We start from the raw sequence: 14855 nt of genomic DNA, 5'->3' as shown, positions 1-14855 counted from the left end.
TGCCGTATTTTCGGAGTCGGCGGGCGGTGAAGACACTCTATGCCGCCGGCGTGTCGTGCCCCCACTGCCGCGTGACGACGCCCTGCTCGCGCCGCACCGCGACCCAGTCACCGCCCGCTAGATCGTCGTCCTCGATCAGGTCGATCACCGCCGCGGCGATGTCTTCGGGCTGGCAGCGGTCGTTGTTGGCGAGGATCGGGGCCATCCAGTCGGCGGCGCGGTCGCCGCCGGTCGTGTGGAGGATCGGCGTGTCGGTGAGACCGGGGAGCACTCCCATGACGCGGACGTTCCAGTCGGCCTTCAGCGCCGCGCAGCAGCGCGTGAACATCATCGCCCCCGCCTTGGTCGTCGCATACATCGCATCGCGAAAGCCGGGGCCGAGCGCGACGGTCGACACGGTGTTGACGATCACCCCGCCGCCGCGCGCCCGCATCGCCCGCGCCGCGATCTGCGTCGCGACGACCAGCGAGGTCAGGTTGACGTCGACGATCCAGCCGATCCGGTCGACGGGCATTTCGGGAAAGGCGTCGGGCCCCGACACGACCCCGGCATTGTTGTGCAGGATGTCGGCATCGCCCTGCGCACCGAACCACGCCGCGACCGCCGCGAGGTCGGCGAGGTCGAGTCGATGCGGAATCGCGTGCGCGCCCAACGCCGCGACCTGCCGCGCGCTGTCCTCCAGCCCCGCGCCGTCGATATCGACGAGCGCGATCTCCGCCGCGCCGCGCCCGGCGAGCATCAGCGCGGTCGCGCGGCCGATGCCCGACGCCGCCCCGGTGACGATCGCGCGTTTTCCCTTGATGTCCATGTATATCTCTCCCGCTGCCGCGCCCGGTCGACCGTAAAGCGCGTTGACAGATAAACTTAAATACCTAAGCATTCCGGCGAAGCAAGAATCACGTTTCGGGGAGAGCCATGACGCAAGCCACCGCGCTGGAAGCAGGCGCCGCGCCGCCCGATCGCGGCCTCGGCCTTCGCCGAACCGTCGCGCTCGCGATGCTGTTCCTCGTCGGGACGATCAACTTCCTCGACCGCCAGCTCCTCTCTGTGCTCGTCGAGCCGATCCGCGCCGAGATGCAGTTCAGCGACACCCAGTTCGGGCTGCTCACCGGCCTTGCCTTCGCGCTCTTCTATGCCGCGATGGGCGTGCCGGTGGCGATGATCGCCGACCGCTGGAACCGCGTGAAGCTGGTCGGCATCGCCTGCGTGATATGGAGCGTCTTCACCGCCGCGTGCGGCATGGTGTCGAATTTCTGGCAACTGGCGGTGATGCGCTTCGGCGTCGGCACCGGAGAGGCGGGCGGGACCGCGCCGTCGCTGTCGGTGCTCGCCGACTATTATCCGCCGGCGCAGCGGCCGTTCGTGTCGGGTCTCTTCACCCTCAACGGGCCGTTCGGGGTCTTTCTCGGCACGGCCTTCGGCGCGTGGGCAGCCGCGCACATCGGCTGGCGCCAGGCCTTTTTCGCGGTCGGGCTCGTCGGGCTCGTCGTCGCCCCGCTGCTCGTCTGGCTGGTGCGCGAGCCGCCGCGCGGGCAGATGGACGCGCCGGCGCGCGTGCCGGCGGACGCCGGGACGGCCACCGACGCCAGCCCGACCTTCGCCCAATGCTTCGCCGCCTTCGTCCGCCGCCCCTCGCTGCGGATGGTGCTGGTCGGCAGCGGGCTCGCCGCCTTCGTCAGCTATGGCATGCTCAACTGGATTCCCGCCTTCCTGATGCGGACGCAGAAGATGCCGCTCGAGGCGATGGCGACCTGGTATGCGAGCGCCGCGGGACTCACCTTCGGCATCGGCATCCTCGGCGGCGGCTGGCTGGTCAGCCGCTTCGCGCGCCGCTCGACGCGGGCCTATGGCACGATCCCGGCGCTCGCGACGCTGATCCTCGTCCCGACGCTGGCGGCGGCGCTGCTGGTCGACGACTGGCGGCTGTCGCTGGCGCTGATGCTGCTGCCGATGGCGGCCTGCACCGTCTATGTGGCGCCCGCGCTGGCGCTGGTCCAGAACCTGACCCCGCCGGGTTCGCGCGCGACATCGGTGGCCCTGCTGCTGCTGATGTTCAACATCGTCGGGCTGGGGCTCGGCCCGCTGTTCGTGGGCATGGTCAGCGACGCGCTGAAGGCGGTGCATGGCGACGAGAGCCTGCGCTGGGCGCTGCTGAGCATCCTGCCCTTCGCCGCCGCGGCCGGGGTCGCGCAATATGCGATGGCCCGCCACCTCGAGGGCGATTTCGCCGAGTGACCCTATTTTCAGGAAACGATCGGGAGACGATGATGGCAGAACAGGACGATATCCGGGCGATGGCCCAGCGCTTCTTCGACGCGATCGAGGCCGGCGACATAGAGACGATGAAGGCCAGCTTCGCCCCCGGTGCCGAGATCTGGCACAACAGCGACGAGGCGATCGTCACCCCCGAGCAGACCGCCGCGACGCTGACCGGCATGGTCGCGCGGATCAAGGACCGCGCCTATGCCGAACGCCAACTCCACGTCTTTCCCGGCGGCTTCGTCCAGCAGCATGTGCTGAAGGGCCGGCGGGTGCACGACGACGTCGCGGTGCGGCTGCCCTGCGCGATCGTCTGCCGCGTCGAGGACGGCAAGATCGCGCGGCTCGACGAATATTTCGATTCGGCGCATGTTGCCGCATTCCGCAAATATGCCGACGCCTGAGGAGGACGCCATGCCCGTGCTGCGCCAGGTCCCCCGGTCCGAAGTGACCGACGAGACCGTCATCGCCTATTACAACCGCCTGTTCGGCGATCGCGACCCGGTCGCCGAGCCGGGCACCGCGACCGGCACGCCCGGCGACTGGTGGACCGTCTATGCGCTCGCGCCCGACATCTTCAAGCATGCGGTCGACGGCTTCGCGGTCTATCGCCATCCGGCGCGCAAGATCGACCCGGTGCTGCGCGAGCTCGGCCAGACGCGCGCGGGCTGGGTGAAGGGCAGCCAGTTCGTCTTTTCGCAGCATTGCAAGTCGCTGCGCGGGCTCGGCGTGTCCGACGAGAAGATCGCCGCCATCCCGCATTGGGCGGTCGCCGACTGCTTCGACGAGCAGGAACGCGCCGTGCTCGCCTATGCCGACTGCCTCAGCCAGGCGGGCGGCCGCGTCCCGCTCGCGGTGTTCGACAAGCTCAAGAGCTTCTGGGACGACGAGCAGATCTTCGAATTCACCTACATCACCTGCCTTTACGACATGCACGCGGTGATCACCCGCGCGCTGCGCATGGAATATGACGCGCGCGAGGAGCCGATCGTCGAGATCGCGGCGCCCGAGGGCTTCAACGCCGCCGACTTCCTGAGCGCCCCGGCGCGCAAGCCCGAATGACCGGGCGAAAGGGTCGTACGAAGAGACGCGGAGCCAACCGTCAAGTTAATTGACGGTTGGCTCCGAACATGCTAGGAATCGTGCCGAGAGGATGGCGATGCAATTCTATAATTCGGTCGGCCCCAACCCCCGCGTCGTGACCCTGTTCATGGCGGAAAAGGGGATCGACATCCCCACGGTCGAGGTCGACCTGCGCGGCGGCGAGAACCGGCGCGCGCCCTATAACAGCGCGGTGAACCCCGCCGGGCAGACCCCCGCGCTCGCGCTCGACGACGGCTCGGTGCTGACCGAGATCACCGCGATCTGCGAATATCTGGAGGAGCTGTTTCCCGCGCCGCCGCTGATCGGCACCACGGCCGAGGAACGCGCACGCACGCGCATGTGGGTGCGCCGCGTCGACCTCAAGATCTGCGAGCCGCTCGCCAACGGCTTCCGCTTCGCCGAAGGGCTGCCGCTGTTCGAATCGCGGATGCGCTGCGTGCCGGAGGCGGCGCCGGGGCTGAAGGCGATCGCCCAGGACGGGCTGCGCTGGCTCGATCCACTGATCGCCGGGCGCGACTTCATCGCCGGCGACCGGCTGAGCCTCGCCGACCTGCTGCTTTTCGCCTTTCTCGATTTCGGTGCCACGGTGGGTCAGCCGCTCGACCCCGCCTGCGCCAACATCGCGCGCTGGTTCGCGGGGATGAAGGCCCGCCCCGGCGCCAACCCGAACTGACTACAGCCGATTGCACGAAGGAGACGGATCATGGCTGCAACCAATAAGGAATTCGAATTTCGCGGCGTCAACCACCTGGCGCTGGTATGCAAGGACATGGCGAAGACGGTCGAATTCTATCGCGACGTCCTCGGCATGCCGCTCGTCAAGACGCTCGACCTGCCGGGCGGGCGCGGACAGCATTTCTTCTTCGACCTCGGCAACGGCGACAGCCTCGCCTTCTTCTGGTTCCCCGAAGCGCCCGAGGCGGCGCCCGGCATCGCGGCGCCCGAGGCGCTGCCGACCCGCGGCAACTTCATGTCGGCGCACGGGTCGATGAACCACATCGCCTTCAACGTGCCCGCCGAGAAGTTCGAGGAATATCACCAGCGGCTGATCGACAAGGGCATCGACGTCACGCCGATCCTCAACCACGACAATTCGGAAACGCAGGTCGCCGACAGCTTCGACGACAGCGTCTATGTCCGCTCGATCTATTTCTTCGACCCCGACGGCGTCTGCCTCGAATTCGCGGCGTGGACGATGGCGAACGGCGAGTTCACCGACGCCGACGTCGCGCACGACCCGCGCCAGGCCGACGGCACCCGGCGCGAGGGATTCGTCCTGCGCAACAAGGCGCTGGCGGCGAACGACGCGGCGCTGGCCGGCGAGATGACGCCCGCCGAATAGGCCCCGTCGATTTGGGAATCCCCTGTGGCCCGGCCGCGCGCCGGGCCCTTTTTTTTTGGCGATTATATCGTTTGCAAATATGAGGCAGGCGTCCCGCCCTCCCCAGCCTTCGTCATGCTGAACTCGTTTTCAGCATCCATGGCCGGATATCTCCTTGTACGCCGCGCTCGCTTCGGGGGCAGGCCAATGGCCCCCCGGATCGGGTCCGGGGCAGGCTCTGAAACAAGTTCGCAATCATCCCCTTCCGACACGTGAGCGTTCCCCGGCGAAAGCCGGGGTCCAGATGGCACAGCGCTGCCTCGCATGGACCCCGGCTTTCGCCGGGGATCACCAGCGTCCCTGTCTCAGGGGTATAAACGCCAAACAAGTTCTGGGTGACGAAGTGAGGAGAATAGTTCCTCGGTATTGGCAAAACGATATAAACACTTTTTTGGGTGGCCATCGAACGCCAAATCGTCGCCCCCGCGAAGCCTGAAGGCTGACGCCGGCGCGATGGCGGCCCCGGCTTTCGCCGGGACGACGGAAATCGGTCCCCGCCATGACGCCGTCAGGGTCGGAAAGCCTTTATCCCACCGCGCGGTCGCGGCCTTCCCAATAGGGCGCGCGCAGTTCGCGGCGCAGCACCTTGCCCGACGGGTTGCGCGGCAGCGCGTCGATGATGTCGACGCTTTTTGGCGCCTTGTAGGCGGCGATGCGCTCGCGCGCCCAGGCGATGACGTCGTCGGCCGCCACCTCGGCGCCGGGCGCCGGGACGATCAGCGCCTTCACCGCCTCGCCCCACCTGGCGTCGGGAACCCCGATCACCGCGACGTCGGCGACGCCGGGGCAGCCCATGATCGCGCTTTCCACCTCGGCCGGATAGACATTCTCGCCGCCCGAGACGATCATGTCCTTGATCCGGTCGTGGACGAAATAATAGCCGTCGGCGTCGCGATAGCCGACGTCGCCGGTGTGCAGCCAGCCGTCGACGACCGTCTCGGCGGTCGCTTCGGGCCGGTTCCAATATTCCTTCATCACGATGTCGCCGCGGATCGCGATCTCGCCGATCTCGCCGTCGCCGAGCGGCCGGCCCTCGCCGTCGAGGATCGCCATCTCGGCCCCCGGCCACGGCTGGCCGCAGGAGGTCAGCTTGCCCGGCAGGTCGTGCGCCGCGGGCGACAGATAGGAGCCGCCCCCCGCCGATTCGGTCATGCCGTAGAATTGCACGAAGTCGCAGCCGAAGACGGCGCGCGCGCGGCGCAGCACATCCTCGGCGATCGGCGAGGCGCCATAGGCGATCGAGCGCAGCCGCGCATAGTCGCCCGTCTCCGCCCCCGGCTGCTGCAGCATCATCTGGATCATCGCGGGCGCGAGGAAGGCGTGCGCGACGCGTTCCTCGCTCAGCATCGCGATCGCATCGCCCGCGGCGAAATCCTTGACCAGCACCAGCCGCCCGCCCTGCGCGAGGCCGGAGAAGCTGACGTTCGTCCCCGCGACATGGAACAGCGGCATGACGATCATCACCGTCTCGTCCTCGTCATAGGCGAAGCCGTCGATCTCGGTCGCCATCTCGAGGAAGCGGCGATAGGTCCGGTTCGCCAGCACCACGCCCTTCGGCCGCCCGGTCGTGCCGCTGGTATAGAGCTGGAGCACGTCGTCGCCGAGCTGCGGCTCGTCGGCGGGTGGCGTCGCGGGCGCGTCGCCGATCCAGGCGTCGAGCGATTCGAACGCCGGATGCGCGCCATAGAGCGCGACGAGGCGCGGCGGGTTCGGCAGTCCGGCGACCGCCGCCAGCGCGGTGTCGAAGAAATCCTCGCCGACGAACAGCAGCTTCGGCCCGGCATCACCCAGGATGAATTCGATCTCGCCCGCCGCGAGCCGGCAGTTGATCGGCGCAAGGCAGGCGCGCGCCCGCGCGGTGCCGAAGAAGAGCGGATACCAGGCGTCGTGATTCTTGGTCAGCACCGACACGCGGTCGCCCGGCACGACCCCTGCGGCGATCAGCGCGTGCGCCACGCGGTTCGACTGCGCGTCGAGTTCGGCGAAGCGGGTCTCGCGGTCGCCGAACTTCACCGCGACCGCGTCGCCGCGCTTGCGCGCCTGCGCCGCCGGTATGTCGGCCAGCGTGCGGATGGCATCCAGGTCAATCATTTCGCTCTCCCACCGTCACTTTGATCTTGAGTTAGATAGAATACTAAGTAAATATTTGACTAGTCCAAAAAGAGAGGATTTGCCTTGGTCGATCACCCCATCCTGCCGACAACCATCGTCGGAAGCTACCCCCAGCCGGACTGGTTGATCGACCGCGAGCGGCTCAAGGCCAGCCTGCCGCCGCGTGTGCGCGCCGAAACGCTGTGGCGCATCCCCGATCCGTGGCTCGCCGACGCGCAGGAAGCCGCGACGCTGATGGCGATCCGCGACCAGGAGGAAGTCGGCATCGACATCGTCGGCGACGGCGAGATGCGGCGCGAAAGCTATTCGAACCGGCTCGCGACCGCGCTGTCGGGGATCGACCGCGAACGGCACGGCACCGCGATCGACCGCACCGGCAACGCGAATCCGGTGCCGCTCGTCTCCGGCCCGATCCGCCGCGTCGCGCCGATCGAGGCACAGGACGCCGCCTTCCTGCGCCGCCATTCGACGAAGCCGGTGAAGCTGACCCTCCCCGGCCCCTTCACCATGACCCAGCAGGCCGAGAACGGCTATTATCCCGACGCGCGGTCGCTGGCGATGGACTATGCCGACGCGGTCAATGCCGAGGTGCGCGACCTGTTCGCCGCCGGGGTCGATGTCGTCCAGCTCGACGAACCCTATCTCCAAGCGCGCGCGGGCGAAGCGCAGGGCTATGCGATCGAGGCGATCAACCGCGCGCTCGACGGGGTCGAGGGCATGACCGCGCTCCACATCTGCTTCGGCTATGCGATGGTCCACCACGGCGCGGGGGCGACCGGACCCAAGCCGAAGGCCTATGATTTCCTCGCCGAGCTCGAAGCCTCCGACATCGACGTCATCTCGATCGAGGCGGCGCAGCCGGGGCTCGACCCCGCGATCCTCGCCGAGCTGCCGTCCAAGACGATCATGTATGGCGTCCTCGACCTCTCGATTCCCGAGGTCGAGACCCCGGAGGTCGTCGCCGGCCGCATCCGCGAGGCGCTGCGCTACGTCGACGCCGACCGGCTGTGGATCGCCCCCGACTGCGGGATGAAATATCACAGCCGCGAGCATTCGCTGGCCAAGCTCAAGGCGATGGTCGACGGCACGGCGCTGGCGCGCGCGGAACTGAAATAGCTTTGCCGTTCCCGCGAAAGCGGGAATCCAGGGTTGGATCAGCCGACGCGCACCCTGGATCCCCGCTTTCGCGGGGATGACAAGGCGTTATTGCGCCGCAAATCACCCGTCGACGAATTCCGTCAGCAGCGGCACCACCACCTCGGGCGCCTCGATCGTGGTCAGATGCCCCGCGCCGGGCACCACCGCCAGCCGCGCGCCGGGAATCGCATCGGCGATCTCCTGATGATGCGCGCGGCTGGTGATGCCGTCCTTCTCGCCCCAGACCAGCAGCGTCGGCACCGCGATCTCGCCGAGCCGCGGGCGGCTGTCGATGCGCGCCATGATCGCGCGCTGCTGCGCGAGGAAGGTGTCGGCGCCGGTGTCGGCCGCCATCCGCCGCGCGATACCGAGCAGCCGCTCGTCGCCGCGCTTCTCCTCGGGGAAGAGGATCGGGATGCGTTCCTCGACCACCTGGTCGAAGCGCCCGCTTTCCACCAGGTCGATATAGCCCTGCCGCCGCGCCGTCTGCGCCGGGCCGTCGGCCGAGGCGAGCGTCGACAGCAGCGCGAGCCGGGCGACGCGTTCGGGCGCGCGGCGCATCACCTCGAAGGCGACGAAGCCGCCCATCGCGTGCGCGATCAGCGCGAAGCGCGGCGGGGCGTTGTCGAGCAGCCGCTGCGCGAAATCCTCGATCCGGTCGTCGCTGCGATTGTCGGCGAGGATGACCTCGCGGTCGGCCCACGCGCCCAGCAGCGGCTGCCAGACGGCGTCGGTCAGAAGCTGGCCGGTGATGAGGACGATGGGGAGAGTCATGGTCTGAATTCCTGAAGCATCGGGGTTCATACCACCCGATGCAGCAACGCTTCACCCGCGCCGAGCCGGCGGATATTCTCGTGCGCGACCGACAGGCTGCGCACCAGCGTCTCGGGCGTCAGCCACGCGATATGCGGCGCGAGCACGACGTTGGGCAGCGCCAGCAGTGGATCGCCCGGCGCCACCGGCTCGCGGTCGAACACGTCGAGCCCGGCGCCGCGCAGATGCCCCGAGGCAAGCGCCTCGACCAGCCGCGCCGCATCGACCAGCTCGCCGCGCGCGGTGTTCACCAGCACCGCGCCTTTCTTCATCGCCAGCGGATCGACGGCGCCGCGCGTCTCGTCGGTCAGCGGCATGTGCAGCGAGACGATGTCGGCCTCGGCGACGATGCGCTCCAGCGGCCAATAGTCGTAGGGCGCGTCGCGGCGGCTGCGCGCCGTGTAGACGACCCTGGCGCCCAGCGCCGCGAGCACCGGCGCTAGCAACTGCGCCGAATGGCCGAAACCGACCAGCCCGACCGTGCGCCCCGCCACCTCGCCGACGCTGTCGAGTTCGGCCGGGTCGGCGCTCCACCCCTCCCCGGCGCGCGTCCGCGCGTCGAAGAAGCAGGTGCGGCGCAGCACCGCCATCATCAGCGACAGCGCCATCTCGGCGACCGCCTGGCTGTTGGTGCCGGGCATGTTGCACACCGCGACGCCGTGGCCCTGCGCCGCGTCGAGCGCGATCGTGTTGACGCCGACCCCCAGCTTCTGGATCAGCTTCAGCTTCGGCGCCGAGGCAATGAAGTCGGGCGTGACGGGAGTCAGGACGTGGAGCAGCGCGGTGATGTCGGGCGCCACCGCGCCGAGCGGTGCCGCCTCGTCGACATGCACCACGACGCCGGGGCCAAAGACCGCGTCGACCGCGTCGCGGAATCCGGGGCTGGGGCGCGCGTGGAGGACGATCATGCCGCGACGGTCCCGATCGGCGCGGCAAAGGCGCCGAAGCCCGCGAACACCGCGTCGGCGCCCATCGCCTCCTCGATCCGCAGCATCTCGTTCCACTTCGCCATGCGTTCGGAACGGGTGAAGCTGCCGACCTTGAGCTGGCCCGCGTCCCAGCCGGTCGCGAGATGCGCGATGGTGACATCCTCGCTCTCGCCCGAGCGCGCCGAGACGATCGCGCCCCAGCCGCGCGCCACCGCCGCGTCGAGCGCGGCCTTCGCCTCGGTCACGGTGCCGACCTGATTGACCTTGATCAGCGCCGCGTTGCACACCGCCGCCTCGCCCGCGCGTTCGACGCGCTCCGCATTGGTGACGAGCACGTCGTCGCCGATGATCTGCACCCGGTCGCCGATCGCCGCGGTCACCGCCGCCATCGCCGTCCAGTCATCCTGTCCCGCCGGATCCTCGATCGACAGGATCGGATAGCGTTTCGCCCATTCGACGATCCGCGCCGCCATCTGCTCGCTCGTCAGCCGCCCGTCGTCGAGCGCGAGGCTGTAGCCCGATGCGTCGCCCAGCTCGTTCGCGGCGATGTCGAGCGAGATGAACACCTCCTCGCCCGCGCGGTGCCCGCTCGCCTCGATCGCCCTGGTCAGCGTGTCGAGCGCATCCTCGTTCGAGTCGAAATTGGGCCACCAGCCGCCTTCGTCGGCGACCCCCGACAGCGGACCCTTCGCCTCCATCAGGCGGCCCGCGGCGCGATAGACGTCGTCGGTGATCTCGAGCGCGCGGCGGAAGCTGCCCGCCTTCGGGCACATCACCATGAAATCCTGCACGTCGGTTCGCCGTCCCGCGTGCGCGCCGCCGCCGAAAATCTGGATTTCGGGCAGCGGAATGCGCACCGGACGCCTGCCCGCCAGATAGCGCCACAGCGGCTCGCGCGCATCGGCCGCGGCCGCGTGGAGCACCGCCATCGACACCGCGACCACTGCATTGGCGCCGAGCCGCGCCTTGTTCGGCGTCCCGTCGAGGTCGCACAGCGCCTTGTCGACCGCCGCCTGATCGCGCGCGTCCATGCCGGCGATCGCCCCCGCGATCTCGGCGCCGATTCCGGCGACCGCGCCATTGACGCCATAGCCACCGAATGCCGTGCCGCCGTCGCGCAGGTCGATCGCCTCATGCGCCCCGCGCGAGGCGCCCGCCGGCGCGATCGCGCGGCCGACCGCGCCCGATTCGAGCAGCACCTCGGCCTCGACGGTGGGCCGGCCGCGCGAATCCCAGAGCTGGCGGCCGGTGACGGAGGCGATACGCGAGGTCATGCAAAAGTCCTTTTCCAGTTGGCGACGAGTGCGTCGACGGGCGCGGGATCGCGCAGCAGCGCCCGCGCCTGATCGCGCACGACGCGCTTGTGTTCGGGGTCGGTCAGATAGGGGGCGGGCGACTTGCCCTCGACGCGCGCGAGCAGCAGCGCGGAGGTGAGCCGGCCGGCGCGCAGCAGCAGCCCGTCCGGCGCTTCCCAGTCGATGCCGGCGCGATAGGCCGCGACCAGCGCCACCGCCGCATCGCCCAGCCGCGCATCGTCCAGCCACACCGCCTTGAGCAGCAGGTGCGTCGTGCAGAAGGCGAGGTCGAAGGCCGGATCGCCATAGACCGCGCATTCGGCATCGAGGAACACCGGGCCGTCGGCGGCGACGAGGATATTCTTGGGACTGACGTCGCCATGTACCAGCGCGATCTTCGTCGCCGACAGCGCGTCGGCGAGGTCGCGCAGCACCGGCGCCAGCTCGGCGTCGTGATCGGCGACGTGCAGCAGGAAGGGATCGACGCGCAGCGCGCGGAACATCGCCTGGGTCGGAAAGGCGTCGCGGTCAGCGGCGCTGTTCGCGGTCGCGGCGTGCACCGCGGCGATCCGCGCGCCCACCATCGCCGCGAAATCCGCATCGACGCGTCCCGCGATCAGTTCGTCCTTCCACACCGGGCAATCGGGCAGGAAGCGCATCGCGAAGCCGTAGTGCGGCAGCTCGGCGAGCACCTCGGGCGCGATGCGCGGATCGACGCCGCGCGCGCGCTTCAGCCAGCGCACCTCGCTCGCGCCGCGCTCTACCGGCGCGTGCCACTCGGCGGCGACGCGGAGCTGTTCGAGCGGGCGTTTGACGACGATCGGCCCCGCCGCCGTCTCGACCTTCCACACGTCGCATGATACGCCGCCGGTCAGCGGTTCGAGCGCCGGCGCCTCCGTCCCGATCAGGCCGGCGCCGCGCAACCCTTCGACGATGTCGGCGCCGGCCGTGTCCACTTACAGCTTCTCCCGGATCCACGCGCCGACGAGGTCGGCGGCATTCTGCCGCTCCTCGATCGAATCCTCGAAATAATGCGCGCCCTTGATCAGTTCGAGCTGCTTGTCGGTCGATCCGAGGAAATCGAAGATCTTGCGCGCATCGCTCGGGAAGACGCCGGTGTCGGCGGTTCCCTGGACGACCAGCGCCGGGGTGTCGTGCTTGGCGAGGTGCGGCTGGCCCTGGCAGGGCGAGGTTTCGAGGCTCCACATGTTGAGCCACGTCCGAATCGTGTTCGCGCGGCCGATGCTCGGCGAGCGGTTAGCGATCGCGGGGTCGCCGCGATAGCACCAGTTGGGCTTGCGGTCCGACGGGTCGATCGCCGGATCGACGCAGCGGATGTCGCCCCAGCAGCGGAACATCGGGAAAATCCGGTCGGGGATTCCGGCATCGTTGAGCCGCTTCAATTCCGCCTTCGCCCAGTCGGTGATCCGCTGGTTGCGCGCGCGCTGCGCGGCGCGATACTTGGCGATGAATTCGTCCGAATAGGGCGGGCCGTTGTCGGGGTTGAACGGATCGAGTTCGGGGTCGGTCAGCGTCGGATCATTCTCGTCGATCACCGACGCGTCCATCCAGTCGGTCAGCACCTCCGGGCGTCCCTGGTGCGCGTTGAAGCTGATGTAGAGGTCGCCCTTCACCAGTTGCGCGAGCGCATCCTGCCCGGCGGAGGGAAGCCGGTCGGTCAGCGTCGGCGCGATCGCTTCGGCCTGATAGGCCCCCATCAGCGAGCCGCCGCCCGAATTGCCGAGGATGACGATCTGTTCGACCCCGGCCTCTTCCTTCAGCCACTTCATCCCGACGCCGATGTCGAGCACCGCATGTTCGAGCAGGAACTGGTCCTCCATCCCGCGATAGCGCGTGTTCCAGCCGAGGAAGCCGAAGCCCTGCCGCGCGAAATAGGGCGCGATATAATGTTCGGAGAAATCGACGTTGTAATGGGTGGCGATGATCGCGACCTTCGGGCGCTTGCCCGCCTCGGTCCAGTAGATGCCCTGGCACGGATGCCCGCCGGCCTGGATGCGCGGCGCGGTCGGCGACACCCTTCCGATGAATTGCGCGTCCAGTCCTTCGATCCCGTTCGGGTCCATTAGTTTCTCTCCTGCTGGTTATATCTCACCATCGTCATCCCGGACTTGATCCGGGATGACGAAAGTGGGGAACATATCAACGGCTGACCTCGAAAGGCAGTTCATAGCCTTCCAGCCCGGCGCGGATCGCCCTTTTGTCGATCTTGCCGGTGGGGCCGAGCGGGATGGCGTCGACGAACAGCACGTCGTCGGGCATCCACCATCTGGCGATCTTGCCGTCGAGAAAGGCCTTGAGGTCGTCGGCCGAAGCCGTCGCGCCGGGTTTCAGTTCGCACAGCAGGATCGGCCGTTCGTCCCATTTGGGGTGCGCGACGCCGACCACCGCGGCGTTGGCGACCGCATCGTGCCCCATCGCGATATTCTCGATCTCGATCGAGCTGATCCACTCGCCGCCCGATTTCACCACATCCTTGGCGCGGTCGGTGATCTGCATATAGCCTTCGGCGTCGATCGTGCTGACGTCGCCGGTATCGAAGAAGCCTTCTTCGTCGAGCACGTCGCCGCCCTCACCGCCGAAATAGCCCGCCGCAATCGTCGGCCCCTTGATCATCAGCCGTCCGGGCGTCCGGCCGTCGTGCGGCAGGCGGTTCCCCGCATCGTCGACCAGCTTCATCTCCAGCCCGCAGAGCAGCCGGCCCTGCTTCAGCTTGTACGCCATCTGCTTGGCGTCGGACTTTGCCGCGACCGACGCGTTCGGGACCGAAACGGTACCGAGCGGCGAGGTCTCGGTCATCCCCCAGCCCTGGATGACGTCGACGCCATAATCGTCGCGGAAGGTGCGGATGATCGATTCGGGGCATGCCGATCCGCCGATCGTCACGCGCTCCAGCGTCGTGAAGCGCTTGCCGTTCTCCTGCATATATTGCAGCAGCATCTGCCACACGGTCGGCACCGCGGCCGAATAGGTGACGCCCTCCTGCTCGATCAGGTTGTAGATCGATTCGCCGTCCATCCGCTGCCCCGGCAGCACCAGCTTCGCACCGACCGCGGGCGCCGAATAGACGACGCCCCAGGCGTTGGCGTGGTACATCGGCACGACGAGCAGCACCGTGTCGCGCGCCGAAAGCGCGAGCGCGTCGCGCTGCAAGGTCATCAGCGCGTGGATGTAATTGGAGCGGTGCGAATAGAGCACGCCCTTCGGATTGCCCGTCGTCCCGCTGGTGTAGCAGAGACCGCAGGCGGCATTCTCGTCGAAATCCCCCCACGCATAGTCAGCCGGATGATCCGCGATCCAGTCGTCGAAGGCGACGGCGGGAAAGCTCGTCTTCGGCAGCGAGGCCGCATCGCAGAAGAAGATCACCTTCTCGATCGACGGCACCTGCGGCAGCAATTCCTCGACAAGGTCGGCGGTCGCCGGGTCGGCGATCAGCAGCCGGTCGCCGGCATGGTTCGCAATATAGGCGATCTGTTCGGGAAACAGCCGCGGATTGAGCGTGTGGAGCACCGCCCCCATCCCCGCCGCGCCGTACCAGGCGGCAAGGTGGCGGGCGCCGTTCCAGCCCATCGTCGCGACGCGGTCGCCGGGCGCGATGCCCTCTGCGGCGAGCGCGTTCGACACGCGCCCGGCGTCGGCGTGGACGGCGGCATAGGTGGACCGGGTGACGCGCCCCTCGGCATCGCGCGACACGATCTCGCGCGCGCCGTGCCAGGCGGCCGCATGATCGATGATGCGATCGACGGTCAGCGGCACATTCTGCATCAGTCCGTCCATGGGCCCGCGGTCCTCCCTCGTTGGTCCGGC

14 protein-coding genes are annotated in these 14855 nt (G+C 68.4%); 6 read left to right on the top strand and 8 right to left on the bottom strand.

Translation table 11 applies throughout. The annotated features are described in order from the left end of the window. Window positions 1-37: 37 nt before the first annotated feature. Window positions 38-808, bottom strand: coding sequence for an SDR family NAD(P)-dependent oxidoreductase (locus C3E99_RS18670; protein ID WP_076073477.1), 771 nt, complete (start codon window positions 806-808; stop codon window positions 38-40). Between the two features lie 107 nt (window positions 809-915). On the opposite strand from C3E99_RS18670, the gene C3E99_RS18665 reads away from it, so the two are divergent. The 5 genes from C3E99_RS18665 (at window position 916) to C3E99_RS18645 (ending at window position 4705) form a co-directional block, all read left to right on the top strand. Next, entirely contained in the window at window positions 916-2235 is a 1320-nt protein-coding gene (locus C3E99_RS18665; RefSeq protein WP_076073476.1) for a spinster family MFS transporter, read from the top strand. Between the two features lie 29 nt (window positions 2236-2264). After that, on the top strand, window positions 2265-2663 hold the full coding sequence (locus tag C3E99_RS18660; RefSeq protein ID WP_083674939.1) for a nuclear transport factor 2 family protein: 399 nt from the start codon (window positions 2265-2267) through the stop codon (window positions 2661-2663). 10 nt (window positions 2664-2673) lie between these two features. Further along, the gene (locus C3E99_RS18655; protein ID WP_067106899.1) at window positions 2674-3321 is read left to right on the top strand and encodes a carboxymuconolactone decarboxylase family protein; all 648 of its coding nucleotides are present in this window, start codon (window positions 2674-2676) and stop codon (window positions 3319-3321) included. 97 nt (window positions 3322-3418) lie between these two features. Next, on the top strand, window positions 3419-4036 hold the full coding sequence (locus C3E99_RS18650; protein WP_076077433.1) for a glutathione S-transferase family protein: 618 nt from the start codon (window positions 3419-3421) through the stop codon (window positions 4034-4036). A gap of 30 nt (window positions 4037-4066) precedes the next feature. Next, the gene (locus C3E99_RS18645; protein WP_082737042.1) at window positions 4067-4705 is read left to right on the top strand and encodes a VOC family protein; all 639 of its coding nucleotides are present in this window, start codon (window positions 4067-4069) and stop codon (window positions 4703-4705) included. 564 nt (window positions 4706-5269) lie between these two features. Here C3E99_RS18645 and C3E99_RS18640 read toward each other — a convergent pair. Beyond that, window positions 5270-6835: a long-chain-fatty-acid--CoA ligase gene (locus tag C3E99_RS18640; protein ID WP_076073475.1), complete on the bottom strand. Its 1566-nt coding sequence runs from the start codon at window positions 6833-6835 to the stop codon at window positions 5270-5272. An 84-nt stretch (window positions 6836-6919) separates the two neighbouring features. On the opposite strand from C3E99_RS18640, the gene C3E99_RS18635 reads away from it, so the two are divergent. Beyond that, window positions 6920-7972, top strand: coding sequence for a cobalamin-independent methionine synthase II family protein (locus tag C3E99_RS18635; RefSeq protein ID WP_076073474.1), 1053 nt, complete (start codon window positions 6920-6922; stop codon window positions 7970-7972). A gap of 102 nt (window positions 7973-8074) precedes the next feature. On the opposite strand, the gene C3E99_RS18630 is transcribed toward C3E99_RS18635, so the two are convergent. From C3E99_RS18630 to C3E99_RS18605, 6 genes are all read right to left on the bottom strand, one after another. Then, the gene (locus C3E99_RS18630) at window positions 8075-8767 is read right to left on the bottom strand and encodes an alpha/beta fold hydrolase (protein ID WP_067111178.1); all 693 of its coding nucleotides are present in this window, start codon (window positions 8765-8767) and stop codon (window positions 8075-8077) included. Between the two features lie 26 nt (window positions 8768-8793). Further along, on the bottom strand, window positions 8794-9714 hold the full coding sequence (locus C3E99_RS18625) for an NAD(P)-dependent oxidoreductase (RefSeq protein WP_076073473.1): 921 nt from the start codon (window positions 9712-9714) through the stop codon (window positions 8794-8796). Beyond that, window positions 9711-11009 carry a phosphopyruvate hydratase gene (gene eno, locus C3E99_RS18620; protein ID WP_076073472.1) on the bottom strand — a complete coding sequence of 433 codons (1299 nt, stop codon included), beginning with the start codon at window positions 11007-11009 and terminating at the stop codon, window positions 9711-9713. Before eno ends, C3E99_RS18625 begins: the two co-directional genes overlap by 4 nt. Next, entirely contained in the window at window positions 11006-11986 is a 981-nt protein-coding gene (locus C3E99_RS18615) for a phosphotransferase family protein (RefSeq protein WP_076073471.1), read from the bottom strand. Before C3E99_RS18615 ends, eno begins: the two co-directional genes overlap by 4 nt. After that, entirely contained in the window at window positions 11987-13114 is a 1128-nt protein-coding gene (locus tag C3E99_RS18610; RefSeq protein ID WP_104960227.1) for an alpha/beta hydrolase, read from the bottom strand. It lies immediately after the preceding gene. 76 nt (window positions 13115-13190) lie between these two features. Then, window positions 13191-14825, bottom strand: coding sequence for a long-chain-fatty-acid--CoA ligase (locus tag C3E99_RS18605; protein WP_076073469.1), 1635 nt, complete (start codon window positions 14823-14825; stop codon window positions 13191-13193). Between the last annotated feature and the right edge of the window lie 30 nt (window positions 14826-14855).

It is taken from the genome of Sphingopyxis sp. MG (assembly GCF_002953155.1).
GTDB classification, from domain to species: domain Bacteria; phylum Pseudomonadota; class Alphaproteobacteria; order Sphingomonadales; family Sphingomonadaceae; genus Sphingopyxis; species Sphingopyxis granuli.
This window is presented reverse-complemented; position numbering and strand designations above follow the sequence as displayed.